Genomic DNA, 20615 nt, shown 5'->3' on the forward strand with positions numbered 1-20615 from the left:
ATCATGAATTCGCCGTACCCACACCTACTCGCGCCGTTGGATCTTGGCTTTACGCAGTTGAAAAACCGCGTACTCATGGGATCTATGCATACTGGATTGGAAGAATCGAATGACGGGTTTAAGAAGCTCGCCGCCTTCTACGCCGAAAGGGCAAAAGGTGGTGTCGGCCTGATTGTAACAGGTGGCTTTTCCCCGAACTTCCGTGGTCGACTTCACCCTTTGAGTGCGCAATTCAGCAGCGGTCGAGCAGCCCGTGCGCACCGTACAATCACCGATGCAGTGCACGAAAATGGTGGAAAAATTGCCCTCCAACTTCTTCACGCTGGCCGTTACGCGATGCATCCTTTCGCACTGAGTGCGTCTGATATGCGCTCGCCTATTTCTAAATTCGCGCCTTCTGCCATGAGCGAACGCCAAATCCTGAATACCATCAAAGACTTTGGAAAGAGTGCGGAACTTGCCCGTGAAGCGGGTTATGACGGCGTTGAAATCATGGGTTCAGAAGGGTACCTGATTAATCAGTTCATCTGTGCGCGTTCGAATACCCGCTATGACCGCTGGGGTGGCAACTACGAGAACCGTATCCGTCTGGCTGTGGAGGTGGTGAAAGCAGTGCGCGAACGTGCAGGCCGCGACTTTATTATCATTTTCCGTCTTTCGATGCTGGATCTGGTCGAGCAGGGCAGTACGCATGATGAAGTGGTAGAGCTTGCCAAGGCGCTGGAAAAAGCGGGTGTGACCATCATTAACACCGGTATTGGCTGGCACGAGGCCCGAGTGCCGACTATTGCGACTCAGGTGCCTCGCGCTGCGTTTGCATGGGTGACGGAGCGCCTCAAAGGCGAGGTGAGCGTTCCGCTGGTTACTTGTAACCGTATCAATACGCCGGAAGTGGCTGAAAACATTCTCGCTTCCGGTCAGGCGGACATGGTTTCCATGGCGCGTCCATTTCTGGCCGATGCCGAATTTGTGGCGAAAGCTGAGCAAGATCGCTCAGACGATATCAACACCTGTATTGCCTGTAATCAGGCTTGTCTTGACCATGTCTTTAAAGGTAAACGCGCAAGCTGTTTGGTGAACCCTCAGGCGTGTTACGAAACCGAGCTGGTGGTGACACCTGCTACCAACAAACGCCGTGTTGCGGTTATCGGTGGTGGTATGGCAGGCATGTCTTTCGCTACGACAGCCGCTGAGCGTGGATTTGAGGTGGTATTGTTTGAGAAGCGCGATACCCTTGGCGGCCAATTCAATTTGGCAATGCAAATTCCCGGTAAGGAAGAATTCAAAGAATCTATCCGTTACTTCACCCGTAAAGTGGAGCAATCCGGCATTGAAGTGCGTCTGAATACCGAAGTTGATGCAGAACTTTTGAAAGACTTCGATGAAGTCGTGGTGGCGACTGGCGTTAAACCCCGCATCCCGGCGATCCAAGGTATCGACCATCCAAAAGCCATTGATTACCAGACTTTCATCCGTGAGCAACCTGAGCTGGGTGGACGTGTTGCCATTGTCGGTGCCGGTGGTATCGGCATTGATGTCGCTACCATGATTACTGAGCCAGAAAATCACACGCTGGATGATTGGTTAAAAGACTGGGGTATCGACAAAACTATCTCTTATGAAGGTGGTCTACACCCGCAACCTCACTATGTCGCGCAGCGTCAGGTTTGGTTGTTGCAACGCAGAGCAGGGCGTGTTGGTAAAGGCCCTGGCAAAACAACTGGCTGGATCCACAAGAAGACGCTTGAGAAACGCGGCGTAGAATTGCTGGGTGGGGTGGCATACGAGAAGATTGACGATGCTGGTTTGCACATCACGCTTGAAGGTCAGCACCATATTCTGCCAGCGGATCATGTGATTGTTTGTGCCGGTCAGGAATCGGTCAACGGATTGGTTTCGACTCTGGAAGAGCAAGGCATCAAAGCCCATGTGATTGGGGGTGCGGAACATGCTGGAGAACTGGACGCCAAGCGTGCGATTCGTCAGGGCGTTAAGTTGGCTATCTCACTCTAGGCAGTTACTCTGCTCTATTGCTATGAAAAACCACAAAACCCGAGTGGAGTCGACCCTCGGGTTTTGTGTTATTTTGAGGAAGTGATTTTCTAACTCTTTTCGGGACGACATATGGACGCGATAACTCTTCTTACCCAGCGCCGCTCAATTCCTCGTTTACTGGCTCCTGCTCCGGATGGCGAAGCTCTGGACAACATGCTGGTAGCTGGCCTTAGAGCACCTGACCACGGCGCTCTGACGCCATGGGAGTTTGTGGTTGCAACGGGAGAAGGTCTGGATAAGCTTTCTGCCATTTTGAAAAGCGCGGCAGAATCTGACAAAGAAGAAGAGGCCGTGGTTGAGAAAGCGACCAAATCTCCTTATCGTGCACCTATGGTTATCACCGTGATTGCCCGTACCAAGCAACATGATAAAGTGCCAGTGATTGAACAGCATATTTCTGCTGGCTGCGCGGCACAGGCGATGCAAATGGCAGCTGTTGCGCAGGGCTTCCAAGGCTTCTGGCGCACAGGTAAGTGGGCATACCATCCTGTTGTTCGTGAAGCGTTCAATGTGTCAGGTGATGACGAAATTGTTGGTTTTCTCTATGTTGGTACGCCAGATTGCGCGCCTGCTGGTGTACCAAAGCGTGATACCGAAAAATACGTAACGTACCTGTAAAACCTGACTTTGCTCCATTTGACAATTAACTGGATGTATATCCAGTTAATTGTTGTTAACTTCTCTGAATTTCGATAAATTGTGGGTTCATCGTTCGAGACTTCCCACGATATGACCAGACTTTTCATTGCTGAAAAACCCAGCCTAGGTCGCGCAATTGTCGCAGCCCTTCCCAAGCCCCATAAGAATCACGAAGGCTATGTTGTTGCCGGAAATGGCGATACGGTGACATGGTGTATCGGTCATTTGCTTGAGCAAGCAGAGCCAGAAGCCTATGACGAAAAGTACAAGACCTGGCGACTCGACGATCTTCCTATTCTTCCGCATCAGTGGATTCTAAAACCGCGCAAGTCTGCCGCCAAACAACTAGGTGTGGTGAAAAAGCTGCTCAAGCAGTTTGACGATATCGTGCATGCGGGCGATCCGGATCGTGAAGGTCAGTTGCTGGTGGATGAAGTGTTTAGTCACGCCAAGCTTTCCGAAGCCAAGAAAAAGCGAATCCAGCGTCTTCTGATCAATGATCTCAATACCTCAGCAGTGAAAAAGGCATTATCAGCCCTACGCAGCAATATGGATTTTGTTCCGCTTTCAGTGTCAGCACTGGCGCGTTCAAGAGCAGATTGGCTGTACGGTATGAACATGTCCCGCGCCTACACCTTGCTTGGAAAGCAGGCGGGGTACCAAGGCGTGCTTTCTGTCGGTCGCGTGCAAACACCGGTGCTGGGGCTGGTGGTCCGCCGTGATCGCGAAATTGAAGCGTTTATTCCCAAGCCTTTCTATCAATTGGATGCGGTCATCCCTTATCAAGGTACGGACATTCTGGCACGTTGGCAGCCGAGTGAAGCCTGCCAGCCATGGCAGGATGAAGAAGGGCGGGTATTAGCGAGGAATCTGGTCGAAAACGTCGCGCGTCGTATTGAAGGTCAGCCTGCAACGGTGACCAAATCAGAGCGCAAGACAACCAAACAATCACCACCGTTACCTTACAGTCTGTCTGCGCTGCAAATTGATGCGGCCAAGCGTTTTAATATGAGCGCCGCCGATGTACTGGCCTGTTGTCAGGCCTTGTACGAGAAGCATAAGGTGATTACCTATCCGCGCTCTGATTGCCGCTATCTCCCTAAAGGCCATTTCAAAGAAGCACAAAGCGTCTCTACCGCGATAGCGAAAACGACTGATGCGTTATTGACGGCGGTCAACAATGCCAACCTGTCGTTGAAATCGAAAGCTTGGAATGACAGTAAGGTTGAAGCTCACCACGCGATTATTCCTACGTCGAAAAGCAGCAGTGCATTGAGTGGGCGTGAGCGTGATGTGTATGAGCTGATTGCCCGCCAATACCTGATGCAGTTCTATCCTGCCGCAGAGTACGCCGAAGCCAAACTGGACTTCGAGATAGCGGGAGGACTTTTCATCGCAAAAGGGAAAAAGCTGATGTCTCCAGGATGGCGAGCACTGCTGTCCAGAGATAAGTCAGCGCAGAACGAAGATATCGAAAGTTTGGTACCTCCGCTGGATAAAGGGACTGTACTGACCTGTGCCCGTGGCAATATCAAAGATTGTATGACAGAGCCTCCGCGCTATTTTACGGAAGCAACGCTGTTACAAGCCATGACAGGGATAGCACGGTTTGTGAAAGACCCATCGCTTAAGAAAATCCTTCGAGATACCGACGGGTTGGGAACAGAAGCAACCCGGGCTGGGATTCTAGATTTGCTGTTCAAACGCAGTCTGCTCTCTCGGGAAGGAAAGCAAATCCGCTCTACCGCATCTGGAAAAGGTTTGATTGATGCTCTGCCAGAGAAAGCTGCATATCCGGATATGACTGCGCAATGGGAGCGTCAGTTGCACGATATGGCAGAGAAGAAAGGTGCCTATCAACCCTTTATGACGGCGTTGGAATCAGAGTTGAATGTGTTAATGCAAACCGTCAGACAAGGGCCTGTGCCGGACAGTCTTCGCTCTCTGCCAGCACAGCCTAGCCGGTTCAAGAAAGGAAGATGTGGGAAAAGTAGGGCACCTGCCAAGAAGCGCCGTTACAAAACAAAAGCCTGATTTTTTCCTGCGTTCTTCGCCTCATAAAGGGCAACATCCGCATCAATAAACAACTGTTGCTGGTTGTTCGGCTTTTCTGGAATGGTTGTTTTGCCTCCCGCACTGATGGTAACTATCGGCGCGACTGGCGAATCACCATGCGGAATTTCTAGTTTTCGCACGGCCTCCAGCGCACGGTTAGCAACAGAGATAGCGTTCTCGCGGTTGCTCCCCGGTAGAAGGAAGACAAACTCTTCTCCACCAAATCTGGCCAATAGCGCGCCTGCACGTCTTTCAACTTGGCTAAGGGCTTCTGCAACTTGGGTTAAGCATTGGTCACCCAGAGCATGGCCATATTTGTCGTTGTACTGCTTAAAATGGTCAATATCGACAATCAGGATCGAGAGAGGAGTTTGATAACGAAGGGCGCGACGCCATTCTTCTTCTAATCTTTCGTCCAGCATTCGACGGTTCGGTACCTGAGTTAAGCTGTCTTCGCGGGAAATCTGGTTCAGGCGTTTATTGGCTTCTTCAAGTTGAGCCGTGCGCTCTGCCACACGATGCTCCAGTGAGAGGTTTAGGGCTTTGAGATCGTCCTGTGCGCGACGCTGGATCAGGTGCTGTGACATGGTCACACCAAGGAGCTTTAAAAGCTCGCTGTGATAACTTTTCAGCGGCGTTCCGGAGAGTAGATTGTCACAAGCTATCCAACCAATCGGCTCATCACCATCCCACAGTGAAATGGTGGCATTCCAACCCGTACCAACGACTTTGTTGTCATGATAGAGTTCACAGCCTTCATTGATGGTGATGTGACGTCTCTTATCAAGTGTGGTTTTGGCATGGTAATGCTCATGAATCGCCGTGCAATACCATTGCTCATTGGTAACGGTTCCGTTGATATCTGTCCCATAGGTCCCGCGCAACAAACCAGTGTGGCTGTTGAGAAGGAAAATCGCCATGCGGTCAAAATCGAGTGCATGAATACACTCATAAACCGCAGTATGAAGCATGTTATCAAGCGAATGGGCGTGCCAGAGTCGTAACGAAATTTTATGTAGGATATGGAGTTGTTCTAAAAGTCCTTTTTGTGAGCAGACTTCTTGGACCAGTTTCTTTTCGGTATTTTTATGTTTGGCTTGTTCGCAAGCCAGTAACTGATGCTGCAAGTGGCTGTCTAGCGCGCCTGAAATCAACAGTGCCAACATGTTTTTAGCATGGGCATCATCAAGGATTTCTTCGTTTGTCGAAATGACCAGACAACCTAATATCTCACCACGCATATTCAGCGGAACCATCAAATAATGTTGGTCGCTGTAATACTTGTGATCGTCGGCAGTGAGAAGCTTCTGAAGAAGAGATTGCGTTGATTCTTTCACTTCAATCGAAGGTAAGGTGAGTTCGTATTGGTCACCTTGAATCTCGGCAAGTTGCTTCCAGTCTGAGTTTTGCTCACACTTCAGCAAGATTTGACAGCGAGTGTCGCTGGCAAGGGAGTTGAGCGTTTGGCCCAACGCAGAACAGAATGCTTCCAGGTTTTCTTGCGGACAAATCGCTTCGCCTGCTTTCAGGCAGAATGCGTAATCCAAAGCAATCATGCCCATGACTCCCTTTACTGACTACTGACGAAAAATGTGATTTTGGTTCTAATCTTTAGACGACCAGTATGACAGTAATTGTTATTAGCAATGTCTAATTTTCCTTCATCTTCGACAGACTTCACAACGGAGTTTAATAGCGTGTGATGTGGGTGATGAGTTTGTTCCGCATAAGGTTATTTAGTTGATATTTCGGTAAAAAACGCTGGGGTATTGTTAGCTCAAATAAGCAAACACAACTCCGGCTAGCGTCATTAAAAACAGAAACCATTTCAGGAGCTTCGGATCCGCTTTGATGGCGAACTTCACAGCTAGCCATGCGCCAAACATAGAGCCAAACGCAAGCAGCAAGCCGGGCAACCAAAGAATCAAATCTTGCCAAATAAAAATGGCGAGAGAAACGGAAGTAAAAGCGAGGGTGCAGACCAGTTTGAGGGCATTGCCGCGCACGAGATCGTATCTTAAGGTACCGCAAAGCGCCGCGATCAATACAAACCCCACACCTGCTTGTACAAACCCGCCATAAAAACCTGCAATGCCAAGTCCAACCCAGGATGCAGGCGTATCTTTCACTTTTCTTGCAAGCTCACCCTCTTCGGGCATGACTGCCTGGGGTTTTACCAGCATGATAAAAGCCATCAATAGCATGGTGCCGAGGAGAAGGGGTTTGATAATAGAAGAAGGAAGCCATGCCGCAGCACCTGCACCTACGGCGCCGCCTATCAGGGTTGGAATAAGAATGGGGAGCAAATCATGGTTATCCAGACGTTTGTGGTGACGAAATCCGGCAACCCCGGAGAGACTTTGCATTAGGACGCCAACACGGTTAGTTGCGTTAGCCACTTCAGCTGGCATGCCGAGAACAATGAGTGCAGGGATGGTGAGGTTTGAACCGCCGCCAGCAAGGGTATTGATAATGCCTGCAACAAAACCAAGCACGATCAACAGTGCGCCAAACCCGATAGAGACGTCCATTTCGCTATCCAGATAATTTAAATAGGGAAATGAATATTAACGAAGAAAGTTGGAACGAAAAAGCCCGCAGCTAAAAAGCTGCGGGCTTGAATAGATGGTCGGTCTGAGAGGATTTGAACCTCCGACCCCTGACACCCCATGACAGTGCGCTACCAAGCTGCGCTACAGACCGACACAATAGATTCATGGTACGAACACAGTATTTGACTGTCAATCGTCTTTCTTTATTAAATCCGCGAAATTCAATCATTTGGCTAAAAATAAGCCACCTTGTCGGTGGCTATATTTTAATTTTCTTCTGGATGGTAGAAGCGTTTGAGCTCGTGCATCACCTGCATCAGAACAGACAACTGTGGTTTGCCTTCAGGCTGTAGCTTGTAATTACTGTCATACACGCGGTAGTTACCAAATTTATCCACCACCGTGGTTTTATCGGGTTGAACCACAACGATGTCACGGCTATCGCCGGCAATTACCCATTTTCTCGGTTTGTCAGAAAGCTCGAATAAGTTCATACCGCTGGTGTAATTGGTTGATGGGCTGTCAACAGCCAGCATAGATTCCATCAGTGTTGGGACGATATCGAGGTGAGAACTGTAAACATCCACTTCACGTGGTCCCTGGTTTGGCCAATGCACCACAAGTGGTACCTGTAGTTGGTACTTACTGTAGTTAGTGTTTGCTCCCCAGCTATTGGAGCCAGTTTCGTTAAACTCTGTGCCATGGTTGGAAGTAATAATCACAACTGTGTTGTCGAGCTGGCCATTTTCTTCCAAGGTATCGAACATCTCGCCCAACAGAGTATCGACGTAATATGCCGCGTTGTTGTAACTGTTTTTCAGTACCAGCGATGTTTGTTCGCCCACACTTGCCATATCGTTGTCGAGTGATGGCTGGAATGGACGTTCGTAGTCGCCACCCTGTTCATAGTCGGTGACGCTTTTGAGTTCTAGATAGGCAAACCAAGGCTGAGTGACGCTGCCTTCCTTGATCCAGCTATCGAGATTATCTGCGGCAATGTGGTCAGCCACCCAGGTTTCTGAAGCCTGTACCTTGGACGCTTGTTCCAAGTGTTTGCCGAAAACACTTTGGTAATAAATTGGATTTTCAAAGTTATCTGCACTGAACAACCCAAAGCGGTAGTTGCGCTTTTCCAGCGTATCAATAACCAGTGGGCTCAAGCCTTCGGTGCGGGCGCTTTGTGCATAGCTGCCAGGTAAGCCATAGAACAGTCCGAAAATGCCAGCCATCGCATCATTGCTGGTGCTGTAATGGTGCGAGAACTTCAGGTTGTTATTAGCAAACTGGTTCAGATTAGGCATTACTACTGGGTCTAACATATCAGCGCGCAGGCTTTCTACCATCACCACCAAAAGGTTCGGATTGAACTTTTGCGCATCAGCTGCGAAAGAGAGTTTCTCCAGTGGGTAGCGGATGACTTCACTTTCCTGATCACCAATGGCGTCTTTCCGGCGCTGGTATTCCTGACGATCAAGCAGGCCATATTTCTCCATGAAGGTTTTCGCCGTCATCGGATAGGAAACTGGGAAATTAGATCGTTGGGCCGTGACCGGGCTGTAAAGGAAAGCATCTGCCCAGATATGGATCAGATGACTGCCGATAAAGCAGATTGCGAACACACTGGCAATCGGCACACCAACGCGCTTGCGCGAAAGCTTACGAAGTTTTCGCCAGACCCATTCGGAAATAATGAGTTCCAGCAGGAAGATAGCGGGCACGACCACAAACAGATATTGCCAGTGGGCGTTCATGTCTGTTTTTTCGCCACTGAGGAGCAACTCCCACACCAATGGATTCAGGTGTAAGTGCATCGTCTCGTAGGCGTAGATGTCCAACAGCAGGACAGTCATGCCTGCCGTGGCCACCAGAACAGCAAAGAGCCTCATTAACCGTTGTGAAGGGATAATGAAGCTTGCTGGGAAGATAACCAGAATATAGAGAGCGAAAACCAGAAAACCGAAGTGACCAATCCATGTCAGCAGTTGATAGGTTTGACCTAGCAAAGTTTCTGGCCAGCCTGACTGAGCGATATAGCGAGTACCCAGCAACATGGCTGCGATAATGTTGAAAAAGCTGAACCAGTGCCCCCAGCTCACGAGCTGGGACACTTTATCCCTGTAGGTGTTTCCGCTGTCTACCATATATGGTCAATTCTTCTCTTTATTCTACTGCGCGTCATTCTTTTAAACGCGGCTTATTACTCTGTATCGATAGAAGACAGCAGAGCTTGAGCAAATTTTTCAGCGATCACTTTACGCTGAGCTGCTGGCAAGTTGTTGTTAATGATGTTGGTTGCAATATTACCAACAACCATCAACGACAGGTCAGTAGATACTTTGTGCTTTTCAAGAACATTGACCACATCGCTCAGGATCTGTTCAACGTTTTTATCTTGATATTTAGAAGTAACAGGCATAGAAACTCTTGTCTTGTGTCAGGAGAAGCCGCGTATAATACCCCACACTCTAGTCCGACGAAAAATGTTTTCAATTATGAGCCTCACGCTTTCAAACGTTATTCTTCATCAAATCAAAAAAGAGGGTGAAGACACGCTGGTTGTTCAACTGAGAGATCAACTGTTAACTCATTCACCTTCCACGGAAAATCTTATCAGCGAAATCCATCGTGTGTATAACGCGAAAGCTGGAAAAGGCTTCGGTCAATTTGCTGAAGAAAGTGAGTTTTGTGGGTGGTTGAAAGCCAGCCGCAAGCAAGAAATGGACTTTTTGGCGTTTTCTTCCCAGTCTGCCGAGCGCCTCAAGACCGAATTGTCGAAGTATCCTTTTGCTGATGAAGGTGTTCTGGTCATTGCGGAGTATCGTTCTCTGGCAACAGAATATCTCTTCATTGGATTGTTAGAATCCAAATCGAGCATGAAAGTCACGGATGACCTGGAAATCAGCAGTACTGATTACCTGGACGTTGCCAAGATGGATATCGCTGCACGTATTGATCTCTCTACCTGGGAGAGCGACGCAGAATCCAATCGTTACCTGACTTATGTTAAAGGTCGCGTAGGGCGCAAAGTCGCAGACTTTTTCCTGGATTTTATGCAGGCAGAAGTGGGCATGGACTCTAAACAGCAAAACTTGGTATTGATGCAAGCGGTCGAGGATTACTGTGCAGATTCGCGCCTCGACAAAGAAGAAAAACAACAGTACCGCAAGCAGGTTTACGATTACTGTAATGGCCAACTGCAATCTGGCGATGAAGTGGTGGTAAAAGAGCTGGCAGGTGAACTGCCACAGAACGATCAGGGTGTAGATTTCTATCAGTTTGCTTCTGAGCAGGGTTATGAGCTGGAAGAAAGTTTCCCAGCCGATCGCACTTCTATGCGTAAGTTGACTAAGTTTGTTGGCGGTGGCGGCGGTCTATCTATTAACTTTGATAGCATGCTGTTGGGCGAGCGCATTTTTTACGATCAGGACACTGACACTCTGACAATCAAAGGTACACCACCCAACCTTAGAGACCAGCTGACGCGCCGTCTGAACGTTGACGAGTAGATCACGAGCAACGCCATGGAATGATATATGCTATTTCATGGCGTCTTCTCAACTAGACAAGTTTGCAGTCATTGTTTGCAAACTAAGACAAATTGCCTAAGTTATAAGAAACTATCGTAAATTCTTGAGACAATGCTCTTTCGCTCCCGCTATTCGGAACCGCATTGCCAGACAAAGGACTGACTGTGACACCACTGCCCGAAATGCTTCAGTTAAATAAATCCTCATTACTTTCAGGCAATGCACGCATCAGCCAGAATTGGTTGCCCCTTCTTCTTTGGATCGGCTTTGGTATCTCTGCGGTATATGCCTTGATTTCCTATTCCGATATGAATCATACCCGCGAGCATGCTGGGCATGTGGTTAAGCTGAACAACGCAGCGCAACAGTTGAGGCAGACGGTGTCGGCTTCAATGATTAACCAGAAAAATGAACTCGTTCAGTTGGAAAAAGAGGTCCAGCATTTCCGCTATTTGTTGCTTCGTACAAAATCTCACACCATCGAAGACAGCTGGGATGATATTCAAAGCACGCTTTTGGAAGCCGATGCCTTTGTCGAAGACGTCGATAACTTACTTGCATCTATTTATTCGATATCTGCAGTGACCAAACAGTTAAAGCAACTGCATGATGATGCGAGGCAACCTGAACTAAAGCGCTTAGTACAAGGGATCAGCAGCTATTTACTGTTTGAGTTGCATGGCCTCAATGATTCTGATCAGCGCAACCGTATCGCGCGTTTTAATGGCTATGTAGGACAGCTAGAGTCTGAGTTTTCCAAGATGCCGGAAGGCATGACACGTAGCGAACTGTTTGCGCTGTATACAGGTTTGGAGCGGTTGAATCGCCAGCTTGAAAGTGTGGATGCGGTAATTAATCACAAATTTGTGCGCTCGATAACCCAACTTCAAAGCTATTGGACAACCCGAACTTTGTTGCTTCTCGACCAGACAATGACAGCCATGTTCATCGGCTTTGGTTTTCTTGTCGGTTTGATTTTCCTTTCCTCACGAAAAGACGCTGAAAGCGAAAACCATCCAAAACATGCCACTGCCAATAAAACGAAAGCAGAGAGCAAGCCGCAAGAGGGGGCGGGCGTTTTTAAATTTAAAGAACCTGATGAACCTCTTTTTGAAGCCTCTGTATTGAAAGAGCAGCTGGAAGATGACGAAGAAGCCATCGAATCTGTGTTAACTATGTTCGTGGCTGAACACCAAAATGACGGGCAAATGCTCAGAAAACACGTTGAGTCAAAAGAGATTGCCCGCGCCCGCACGCTAATTCACAACATCAAGGGCGTTTCTGGCAACATTGGTGCTTCTGCGCTTCAAGCATTCTGTACCCAATCGGATTTGCGCCTTCGAAATGGTGAGATGATTGACGAAAACGAAGTTAAGCAGTTCGAAAAGTTGTTGAGTGTGAGCATTCAGGCTGTTTTAAAAGAGATAGAAAAATCTCACCGAACCACCGCATCTTGAGGATTCAGCGTGTTTACAAAGGACGTACCCTGGTACAAAACAATGAGCTTCAAAGCCCTTTGGATACTGGGGATGATGCTCGCAGTAGTCGTGGTGACTATCGTTTATGTGCTTGATACCACGGGTAACAGCATGGTGCGTGACAGTGCCAACCAACGTGTAGAAGCGCAGGTCGAAACCGTGGCTCAGAGTCTGGGACAGCTTTCCAATAGCGTCGGTACCATCGCCCTTTCCCTTGCCAACTCGCTTTCGTTACAAGATACAGATGCCGATATAGAACAGAAGCTGGCGAGCATGTTCCGAAACCCCAATATCCGGGAAATGGTTGCCAGTGGCGGCTTTTGGCCTGAACCCTACGTATACAACGCGAATTTGGTGAAATCATCGGTCTTCATCGCTATTGAGGAAGATGGCTCATACCGCCGCATCAATGATTACAATGAAATCGATGCTACGCCTTACCAGCTTTCTGAATGGTATGCCCCTGCGAGATATGCGAAAGATAAAGCATACTGGTCTCGAGCATACATAGACCCTTATACCAACGAGCCTATGGTGACCTGTACAGTGCCAATCTTCAAAGAAGATGAGTTCGTTGGGGTTGTTACCATCGATGTCAGACTGGAGCGATTACAGGCGTTTCTGACACGAAGTGGAGAAAAGCTCGGCGGTTACATGCTGATGTTTGACAGGGGAGGTGCGATGATGTCTTTCCCAGACGCGAAATATGCGGACGACCCTTCCTTAACCCCTTTACCAAGCGCAAAAGAAATAGCGACCGCTGAACCCGAGTTTGCTGAATTGGCGCTAGTGATCAGTCAGGCTACGCAAGGTGAGCGTTTACTTCGCCAAAGCAATCCTAATGTTATGGATTTAGCGAAGGCCATTGTCGCATCATCTCCAGAAATTGATCTGGGCTACGCAGTGTCGGTCGCTTCGGATCTGATGCCAAACCTTTCTGTATTCCGCAGCACAGAGCGACTGTTTATTCACCGATTGGAAACCGATCCAATTCTCAATGAGACCACGCTCGTGTTTGGGCGTACTTTGCCTGATACAAACTGGACGCTTGTCGGTGCATTGCCTGAGCGCCTGCTTTTGGTGGAAGCAACGCAACTGAAAAACGACCTTTTCTTCGCGATGGCGTTGGTCGCGATTGTGCTGGTTTGCATCACGTATGTTTCGATTCATTTCCAGATCGTTCGCCCAATGGCTAGAGTGCGGAATGCGCTTGTTCAGCAAAAAGGCGGTGCGCCTTTTGCACCGATTGATTACCCAGAGAAGGACGAGCTGGGCATGTTGGTTTCAGAGTTTAATCAGCTTAGTTCAAACCTTGTTGAAACCCGTGAAAGAGCCATAGAGGCCGCTCGGGCGAAACAACTCTTCCTTGCCAACATCAGCCATGAAATCCGTACACCGATGAATGGGATACTCGGAGCGGCATCTTTAATGCAAGATGAACCTATGTCTGGTAAGCAGGCTGAATACTTGTCAGTGATCGCTCACTCTTCCCGCGGTTTGATGTCACTGATCAACAATATTCTCGATTTCAGCAAGATGGAATCCAATCATCTTAAGCTGGAAGAAGCGCCTTTTGATCTTGAAAAGCTGGGTCGGTATGTGCGTGATTTAATGCTGCCGACCATCAACAACAAACCTCAGCTTGTGTTTGAATTCAGTTATCAGGATGCCTGCCCCCGTCGGTTCTTAGGTGATGCACACCGTATTGAGCAGATAATGCTCAACCTTGTTTCTAACGCGCTGAAGTTTACAGAAAACGGGGTTGTTCGCCTCAGTGTTTCAATGCGTAAGGAAAATGGTGGATACACTGGTGTCTGCATCCGTGTGAAAGATACAGGTGTCGGAATCTCTCCAGAAAAACATCAGGTTATTTTTGATGAGTTTCAGCAGGCTGATACCTCGACCACGCGTAAATTTGGTGGTTCAGGGTTAGGGCTTGCTATCACCAAGCAACTCATCGACCTGATGGGAGGAGGTATCTCTCTATACAGCGAACCAGGCCGCGGCGCTGAGTTCGAAGTTTTCCTGCCACTCCAGATAGAGAAAGATGGGGCGGATGTGAAGGGTAGGGAGTTGTTGAAGCAACACAATGGCGCTTTTAGTGGCAAACATTGTTTATTGGTGGAAGACAATGCCATCAACTTGATGATTGCAGAGAAGATGCTGGCTAAATTTGGCTTTACGGTGGACAAAGCGACAGATGGTATGGCGGCTGTCGATAAGGCGACCTTGCAGGGCTACGATGTGATCTTCATGGATATTCAAATGCCACTGATGGATGGATTGGAAGCGACACGCCAAATTCGCTCCACCAATAACTTCAACCAGCACACACCGATTGTTGCGATGACAGCCAACGTGTTGAAGGACGACATTTGGCGCTGCATCAGCAATGGTATGCAGGGACATATTGGTAAACCACTGCGTGAAAATGACATTTATGTCGCCTGCGCGAAGGTGTTATCCGCAGAAATTGAGGCTTGAGCTGATAGGGCAGAACCCTTCGGGCAGCGTTTGTGGGGACTTTCTGCTGCGTTATCGGCTTCTCATGTAGGCCAGCTACACGTCGAAGCCTCTGCCTTGCATAAAATCCCCACAAACTGCTGCAAAAACCATCACCAACGGTCAACAGGCCCTAGTGTAAACCCGGTGGCTTCTTTACCAAATCTTGATCTTGGTCAAAGGAATTTAAACGCCGCTGAGCAAAATAGCGCGGCTATGAAAATTCAACCGACAACGTCCGCGCCTAAACGCCAGCCTTTGTGGCTTGTCCGCGCGATGACGACGCTTTATTGCAAGCACATTCACCGCGGCAGCCAGCTCTGCCAGCAATGTTCAGACTTGATTGCGTTCGAGACACAGCGTTCAGAGCAATGTTGTCGCGATAGTGGCACTTTGTCATGCCGTGAGTGCCAGAGGCAGTGTTATCCAGACGCCAAGCGTTTGGAGATTAACCACATCATCCGTTGGGCAGAACCCAAAGCCAGATGGCGCAAGCCTATTTGGATTGCGAAACGCTACGTGGGTTCACTACTGAGTTAACTTTTCGGCTTTTGACATCGCCAGACGTCCTTTCACGTTTGGCGATGACTATCAATCCACTCGCACTTTTAAAGGATGATCGCGATTTTCCCGCGCGTCTTTCCAGAACTACTTTGCGCATAACCCAACTGAAAGTCTTCAAGTCTCAAGGACTTTGATACATGTACACTCAGTTTCCCGGACGTCATAAGCTCTGATGCATGGAGAAGATGTTCACCACTACCTTGAACAAATACGAAAGCAGTGTTGACCCCGGCTTTTTTGGCAGCTTCCTCTGTTTCGGGCAACAATCCACTAATGCTGACCAGTTTCCCTCCGCACTTAATCACCCTGATGGCGTTTACCTGTTCCTCGCCGTAAAGAGATTCTAAAACAAGATCTACGGGCTTATTTAGAAGGGCCTCAACAGAGTTTTGGGTTTGATAGTCAATGACTTCATCTGCACCGAGTGAGGTGACAAACCCGCGGTTTTTCTTTGATGTCATCACTGTGACATGAGCTCCGACTGATTTGGCGATCTGAATGGCAATATGCCCAACACCACCCGCTCCCTGTTGGATGAGCAAGCGCTGGCCTTGGCGGAGCTTACCTTCGACGATCAATGCCTGATATGCGGTCAGGAACACCATGGGTATAGCACCTGCGTCTTGATCGCTGATTTCATCAGGGATGTGTGCAAGTTGGAATTGATTCACTAAACAGTACTCTGCAAATGCTCCATCAATACCAATTTCTTTCATCGCAAATACCCGATCTCCCGGTTGGAATTTTTCAACTTCTTCACCAGCCGAGATGACTTCTCCCGCTAAATCGCTGCCCATGGTCAAAGGAAATGGTTGTTGAACCAAAAAACCCAGCATGCCATTTCCGATTTTGACATCGACAGGGTTAATTGATGATGCCTTCACTTTGACCAGAACCTCATTGGCTGCAGGCTGAGGGCAGGCGATATCTTTGATCGAAATTTTTCCAACATCTTCCATTCTGATTGCTTTCATTGCGTCTCTCCTTTTGGGTGGAGAAACAACGATATTCATTTCCATTTTGGACTTAAATAACGGGAATTGAACAAGTTATTTTCTAAATTGGAAAAGGTGTGTTGGGATGGCGTTTCGCCATAACTTTAGATAAGGACATCTATGGATACATTAACGGCAATGCGTTACTTCGCGAAGGTCGCACGGGTAGGCAGTTTTTCCAAAGTCGCAGAGGAACTGCATACCTCGCCTTCCAACGTGAGCAAGCACGTCGCCTTCCTGGAAAATAAGTTGAATGCGCGGCTACTACAAAGGACGACCAGAGTGACAACCATTACCATGGCGGGGGAGCAGTATTTAAAGCACTGTGAAGCAATACTTGAGCAAGTAGGCGTCGCTGAACGCGAAGTGTTGGAACAGCAAGGCAGGGTCTCCGGTGAGCTGCGTGTTAGCCTTCCCAGTCTCTTTGGTGATGCTGGTGTTGCGGCGCTGATGGCAGAATTTCTCGAAGCGTATCCAGATGTAGATTTGGCGATCTACATTAATGATAGGTTTGTGGATCTCATCGATGAAGGGTTTGACCTGTGTGTCCGCGCCAGTTCAGTACAGCCGGATTCCAGTTTGATCTATAGAGCCATTGGAAAGACGAGGGTCGACTTGGTTGGGACCGTTGAATACTTTGAAAGAAACGGTCGACCAAGCCAGGTTTCTGACCTGAACAATCACACGTTGATCGTTCACCGAAATGCAGGAAACAGCAGTGTCGCTTTTACCAAGGATGGTGTTGTGGAGCGGGCTAAAATTCGCAAGCGGGTCAGAGTGAATAGCACCCCCTTTGTTCGTGATTTGGTTGCTGAAGGTTTAGGACTCGCATTTCTGCCAAGGTTGGCTACACACTCTAACCCCGGGTTTTGCGCTGTATTAGACGAATTTGAACCTGAATATCTTACCCTGAGCGTCGTTTATCCTGAGAGGCAACACACACCACTAAAAGTGTATCGGTTTATTGAAGTACTAACCTCTTGGTTTGAACGTCAACAGCAAACTGGGCAACTTAATTGAGCCTACCTTTCTCTCAGTTTTAAACGTCGAATGGGTGGAATATTACCCATTTGTCTCACGACATATCTCACTTTTGTTTTATTGTTGTTAATTATTTGTTTTCATCTGAATGCTTTTCTTTTTCCTCAACTAGACCTTAAAAAGCAAATGCTCCCAATGTTGTGTTTGGGACATAACGACACAAGGAATGAGAGGAAAAGCTATGAAAAAGCTAACGACGATGTTTTCAGTGTTGGCGCTCTGCGCGGGTATGAGCGCGGGTGTTCAAGCGGCACCGGATACCATCAAGTTTTCACATGTGGTGGCTGAAAATACGCCAAAAGGCCAAATGGCGCTGAAGTTCCGCGATCTGGTTGCAGAGCGTATCGGTGACAAATATGTGGTTGAGGTTTACCCAAACTCTCAGCTTTTCGGCGACGGTAAAGAAATGGAAGCGCTGCTGCTTGGAGATGTTCAATTTATTGCTCCTTCTCTCTCCAAGTTCTCTAAATACACCAAAAAACTGCAGGTGTACGATCTGCCGTTCCTGTTTAAGGACATGGAAGCGGTTGATCGTTTCCAGCAAAGCTCTGCCGGTCAGGCGCTGCTCTCCTCTGTGAACAGCAAAGGTCTGATTGGTCTTGGCTATCTACACAACGGTTTGAAGCAACTGTCTGCAAATGACCCATTGCGTGTGCCAGCTGATGCTGACGGTAAGAAATTCCGCATCATGAGCTCAGACGTTTTGGCTGCACAGTTTGAAGCGGTAGAAGCGGTGCCGCTGAAGAAACCATTCTCTGAAGTCTTTACTCTGCTGCAAACCCGTGCGATTGATGGTCAGGAAAACACTTGGTCAAACATCTACTCCAAGAAATTCTTCGAAGTGCAGCCATACATCACTGAATCTAATCACGGCGTGCTGGACTACATGGTGACGACCTCCATGGAGTTTTGGAATGATTTGCCGGATGGTGACCGAGCAGTGCTGAAAAAAGCTCTGGACGAAGCGGTTGCACACGGTAATGCCATTGCCAACGATAAAGCCATGAAAGACCGCCAGAACATTCTGGATTCAGGCCGCAGCCAAATCATCACGCTGACAGACGCTGAGCGTCAGCAGTGGGTTGAAGTGATGAAGCCTGTCTGGGACCAATTCCAGGAAGAAATCGGTCCAGAGGTGATTGAAGCCGCAGTCGCTTCTAACCAGTAAATGTTGTAGCCCGGCCAAGGATCAGGGTCGGGCTTTTTAATATCGGAGTTTCAAATGGTTAAGTTGTTACACCGTTTCGAAGAGGGTGCAATTGGCCTGCTTCTGGTGACAATGACACTGCTGGTGTTTTTTGAAGTGATTCTTCGCTTCTTTTTCAACGAGGGTTTGCTCTGGGCTCAGGAGCTGACGCTCTATCTATCTGCGTGGTTAGTTCTGATGGGCGCATCCTGGGGATTGCGTGAAGGTGCGCATATCGGTGTGGATGCGGCTATCAAACATCTTCCGCCTAACAAACAAAAAGCGGTGACGCTGTTCGCGCTTGCGCTCTGTTTAGTTTATTGCGGCCTGTTTATTTATGGCTCTTGGATCTATCTCAGCAAGATGAAAATGATTGGCATTGAAATGGAAGACATGCCGATTGAGAAATGGAAAGCCATGTCGTGCTTGATTCTGGGTTTTGGTCTGCTGACGTTAAGGGTTCTGACCATTGGCTATGAAGTTCTGACGGGAACCCGAGCTGGTTTTGGACTGGTAGATGAAGCCAAAGAGAGCATGCATCTCGCTGAAGAAGTCACGAAGGAAATGGAAAGCCGGGAGGAGCAAAACAAATGACCATCGCCGTATTATTTGGGTTGCTGTTTCTCTGCATGTTCATGGGCATGCCAATCGCGATTGCGTTGGGTTTGTCGAGCGTTGCAACCATTTTGATGTTTTCTAATGATTCGCTAGCCTCTATCGCATTAAAGCTGTTTGAGGCAACCAGTGAGCATTACACCTTATTGGCTATTCCTTTCTTTATCCTGTCTTCTGCGTTCTTATCGACGGGCGGCGTTGCGCGCAGACTGATTAACTTTGCGATTGATTCTGTCGGTCATATCCGTGGTGGCCTCGCAATGGCCTCTGTCATGGCTTGTATGCTGTTTGCGGCGGTATCAGGCAGCTCTCCTGCCACGGTGGCGGCCATTGGCTCAATCGTCATCGTAGGTATGGTGAAAGCCGGTTATCCAAAAGCGTTCGCAGCAGGTGTTATTGCCAATGCGGGAACGTTGGGGATTTTGATCCCACCTTCGATCGTGATGCTTGTATACGCGGCTGCGACCGAAGTGTCGGCGTCTCGTATGTTTATGGCAGGCTTTATACCCGGTCTGATGATGGGCGGTATCTTGATGATTGCAATATATATTGTTGCGCGTATCAAAGGGTTGCCTTCACAGCCATTTCCCGGTGTTGGTGCGCTGACACGATCAGGACTTCATGCTCTTGGCGGCCTGATGTTGATCATCATCGTATTGGGTTCGATTTACGGAGGCGTCGCCAGTCCAACGGAAGCAGCTTCTGTAGCCGCTGTTTATGCTTGGTTGGTGAGTGTGTGGGGCTACCGAGATATTGGCCCGCTTAAAAACACACCTTGGCGCAAAGAAGGCGAAGGTAGCATTTCCATGTTGCTGCGAAACTTTGCGGCGCTGCCTCTGGTGATGGTGAAATCTTTCACGGACAAGGAAGTGAACCATGTGGTACGTGATGCGGCGAAAGTCAGCATTATGCTGCTATTCATCATCGCTAACGCTATGTTGTTTGCTCATGTGCTAACGACAGAACGTATTCCCCACACCATTGCAGAATCTATTATCGCCTGGGGCTTACCGGCTTGGGGTTTCCTGATTGTGGTCAACATTCTGTTGCTGATTGCGGGTAACTTCATGGAGCCTTCAGCCATCTTGCTGATCATGGCACCTATCCTGTTCCCAATTGCCACTCAGTTGGGCATTGACCCTATCCATCTTGGCATCATTATGGTGGTGAATATGGAGATCGGAATGCTGACGCCACCTGTTGGACTGAACTTGTTTGTGACGGCGGGTATCACTGGAGAAAGCATGGGCTGGGCAATCAAGGCTGCTCTACCTTGGTTAGGTCTGTTGCTGTTCTTCCTGATATTGATCACCTACATTCCGCAAATATCGCTGTTCCTGCCGGATTATCTCGATTCGCTCAGGGGCTATAAATCCTGACAATCGATACCATATGAAAAGGGGCGT

General features: G+C 48.4%; 16 protein-coding genes and 1 tRNA gene. 11 read left to right on the plus strand and 6 right to left on the minus strand.

Annotated elements, in window-relative coordinates; translation table 11 throughout:
* Positions 1 to 3 precede the first annotated feature (3 nt).
* From GCE9029_RS01905 to GCE9029_RS01915, 3 genes are all read left to right on the plus strand, one after another.
* Positions 4 to 2013 carry an NADPH-dependent 2,4-dienoyl-CoA reductase gene (locus GCE9029_RS01905; protein WP_062660793.1) on the plus strand — a complete coding sequence of 670 codons (2010 nt, stop codon included), beginning with the start codon at positions 4 to 6 and terminating at the stop codon, positions 2011 to 2013.
* Between the two features lie 111 nt (positions 2014 to 2124).
* Positions 2125 to 2673: an NAD(P)H nitroreductase gene (locus tag GCE9029_RS01910; RefSeq protein ID WP_062660794.1), complete on the plus strand. Its 549-nt coding sequence runs from the start codon at positions 2125 to 2127 to the stop codon at positions 2671 to 2673.
* Between the two features lie 111 nt (positions 2674 to 2784).
* Positions 2785 to 4728, plus strand: a complete 1944-nt coding sequence (locus GCE9029_RS01915) for a DNA topoisomerase III (protein WP_062660795.1) — start codon at positions 2785 to 2787, stop codon at positions 4726 to 4728.
* On the opposite strand, the gene GCE9029_RS01920 is transcribed toward GCE9029_RS01915, so the two are convergent.
* The 5 genes from GCE9029_RS01920 to GCE9029_RS01940 form a co-directional block, all read right to left on the minus strand.
* A complete protein-coding gene (locus tag GCE9029_RS01920; protein WP_062660796.1) occupies positions 4710 to 6305 on the minus strand; it encodes a GGDEF domain-containing protein in 1596 nt (531 codons plus the stop codon). The genes GCE9029_RS01915 and GCE9029_RS01920 overlap by 19 nt on opposite strands.
* Before the next feature lie 216 nt (positions 6306 to 6521).
* Positions 6522 to 7280 carry a sulfite exporter TauE/SafE family protein gene (locus GCE9029_RS01925; protein WP_062660797.1) on the minus strand — a complete coding sequence of 253 codons (759 nt, stop codon included), beginning with the start codon at positions 7278 to 7280 and terminating at the stop codon, positions 6522 to 6524.
* Between the two features lie 95 nt (positions 7281 to 7375).
* A tRNA-Pro gene (locus tag GCE9029_RS01930) sits at positions 7376 to 7452 on the minus strand.
* A gap of 115 nt (positions 7453 to 7567) precedes the next feature.
* Positions 7568 to 9442, minus strand: a complete 1875-nt coding sequence (locus GCE9029_RS01935; RefSeq protein WP_062660798.1) for a DUF3413 domain-containing protein — start codon at positions 9440 to 9442, stop codon at positions 7568 to 7570.
* 56 nt (positions 9443 to 9498) lie between these two features.
* Positions 9499 to 9717, minus strand: a complete 219-nt coding sequence (locus tag GCE9029_RS01940; protein ID WP_062660799.1) for a DUF1414 domain-containing protein — start codon at positions 9715 to 9717, stop codon at positions 9499 to 9501.
* Between the two features lie 76 nt (positions 9718 to 9793).
* On the opposite strand from GCE9029_RS01940, the gene yejK reads away from it, so the two are divergent.
* From yejK to GCE9029_RS01960, 4 genes are all read left to right on the plus strand, one after another.
* A complete protein-coding gene (yejK, locus tag GCE9029_RS01945) occupies positions 9794 to 10807 on the plus strand; it encodes a nucleoid-associated protein YejK (protein WP_062660800.1) in 1014 nt (337 codons plus the stop codon).
* Between the two features lie 164 nt (positions 10808 to 10971).
* Complete coding sequence (locus GCE9029_RS01950; protein WP_231870017.1) at positions 10972 to 12285, plus strand: Hpt domain-containing protein; 1314 nt, start codon at positions 10972 to 10974, stop codon at positions 12283 to 12285.
* Between the two features lie 42 nt (positions 12286 to 12327).
* A complete protein-coding gene (locus GCE9029_RS01955; RefSeq protein WP_062660801.1) occupies positions 12328 to 14790 on the plus strand; it encodes a hybrid sensor histidine kinase/response regulator in 2463 nt (820 codons plus the stop codon).
* Positions 14791 to 15024: 234 nt separating this feature from the next.
* Positions 15025 to 15348, plus strand: a complete 324-nt coding sequence (locus GCE9029_RS01960; RefSeq protein WP_062660802.1) for a nitrous oxide-stimulated promoter family protein — start codon at positions 15025 to 15027, stop codon at positions 15346 to 15348.
* Positions 15349 to 15416: 68 nt separating this feature from the next.
* Here the strand turns inward: GCE9029_RS01960 and GCE9029_RS01965 are convergent, their stop codons facing one another.
* Positions 15417 to 16346: an NADP-dependent oxidoreductase gene (locus GCE9029_RS01965; RefSeq protein WP_062660803.1), complete on the minus strand. Its 930-nt coding sequence runs from the start codon at positions 16344 to 16346 to the stop codon at positions 15417 to 15419.
* Between the two features lie 141 nt (positions 16347 to 16487).
* On the opposite strand from GCE9029_RS01965, the gene GCE9029_RS01970 reads away from it, so the two are divergent.
* From GCE9029_RS01970 to GCE9029_RS01985, 4 genes are all read left to right on the plus strand, one after another.
* Positions 16488 to 17387: a LysR family transcriptional regulator gene (locus GCE9029_RS01970; protein ID WP_062660804.1), complete on the plus strand. Its 900-nt coding sequence runs from the start codon at positions 16488 to 16490 to the stop codon at positions 17385 to 17387.
* 202 nt (positions 17388 to 17589) lie between these two features.
* On the plus strand, positions 17590 to 18576 hold the full coding sequence (locus GCE9029_RS01975) for a TRAP transporter substrate-binding protein (protein WP_062660805.1): 987 nt from the start codon (positions 17590 to 17592) through the stop codon (positions 18574 to 18576).
* A gap of 54 nt (positions 18577 to 18630) precedes the next feature.
* Entirely contained in the window at positions 18631 to 19188 is a 558-nt protein-coding gene (locus tag GCE9029_RS01980) for a TRAP transporter small permease (RefSeq protein WP_062660806.1), read from the plus strand.
* Complete coding sequence (locus tag GCE9029_RS01985; protein ID WP_062660807.1) at positions 19185 to 20588, plus strand: TRAP transporter large permease; 1404 nt, start codon at positions 19185 to 19187, stop codon at positions 20586 to 20588. Before GCE9029_RS01980 ends, GCE9029_RS01985 begins: the two co-directional genes overlap by 4 nt.
* Positions 20589 to 20615: the final 27 nt, after the last annotated feature.

Source organism: Grimontia celer, assembly GCF_900055185.1.
Classification (GTDB): domain Bacteria; phylum Pseudomonadota; class Gammaproteobacteria; order Enterobacterales; family Vibrionaceae; genus Enterovibrio; species Enterovibrio celer.

Coding starts and splice junctions, on each gene's coding strand:
- GCE9029_RS01905 (WP_062660793.1), top strand. CDS start 4: ATGAATTCGCCGTACCCACACCTACTCGCGCCGTTGGATCTTGGCTTT.
- GCE9029_RS01910 (WP_062660794.1), top strand. CDS start 2,125: ATGGACGCGATAACTCTTCTTACCCAGCGCCGCTCAATTCCTCGTTTA.
- GCE9029_RS01915 (WP_062660795.1), top strand. CDS start 2,785: ATGACCAGACTTTTCATTGCTGAAAAACCCAGCCTAGGTCGCGCAATT.
- GCE9029_RS01920 (WP_062660796.1), bottom strand. CDS start 6,305: ATGATTGCTTTGGATTACGCATTCTGCCTGAAAGCAGGCGAAGCGATT.
- GCE9029_RS01925 (WP_062660797.1), bottom strand. CDS start 7,280: ATGGACGTCTCTATCGGGTTTGGCGCACTGTTGATCGTGCTTGGTTTT.
- GCE9029_RS01935 (WP_062660798.1), bottom strand. CDS start 9,442: ATGGTAGACAGCGGAAACACCTACAGGGATAAAGTGTCCCAGCTCGTG.
- GCE9029_RS01940 (WP_062660799.1), bottom strand. CDS start 9,717: ATGCCTGTTACTTCTAAATATCAAGATAAAAACGTTGAACAGATCCTG.
- yejK (WP_062660800.1), top strand. CDS start 9,794: ATGAGCCTCACGCTTTCAAACGTTATTCTTCATCAAATCAAAAAAGAG.
- GCE9029_RS01955 (WP_062660801.1), top strand. CDS start 12,328: ATGAGCTTCAAAGCCCTTTGGATACTGGGGATGATGCTCGCAGTAGTC.
- GCE9029_RS01960 (WP_062660802.1), top strand. CDS start 15,025: ATGAAAATTCAACCGACAACGTCCGCGCCTAAACGCCAGCCTTTGTGG.
- GCE9029_RS01965 (WP_062660803.1), bottom strand. CDS start 16,346: ATGAAAGCAATCAGAATGGAAGATGTTGGAAAAATTTCGATCAAAGAT.
- GCE9029_RS01970 (WP_062660804.1), top strand. CDS start 16,488: ATGGATACATTAACGGCAATGCGTTACTTCGCGAAGGTCGCACGGGTA.
- GCE9029_RS01975 (WP_062660805.1), top strand. CDS start 17,590: ATGAAAAAGCTAACGACGATGTTTTCAGTGTTGGCGCTCTGCGCGGGT.
- GCE9029_RS01980 (WP_062660806.1), top strand. CDS start 18,631: ATGGTTAAGTTGTTACACCGTTTCGAAGAGGGTGCAATTGGCCTGCTT.
- GCE9029_RS01985 (WP_062660807.1), top strand. CDS start 19,185: ATGACCATCGCCGTATTATTTGGGTTGCTGTTTCTCTGCATGTTCATG.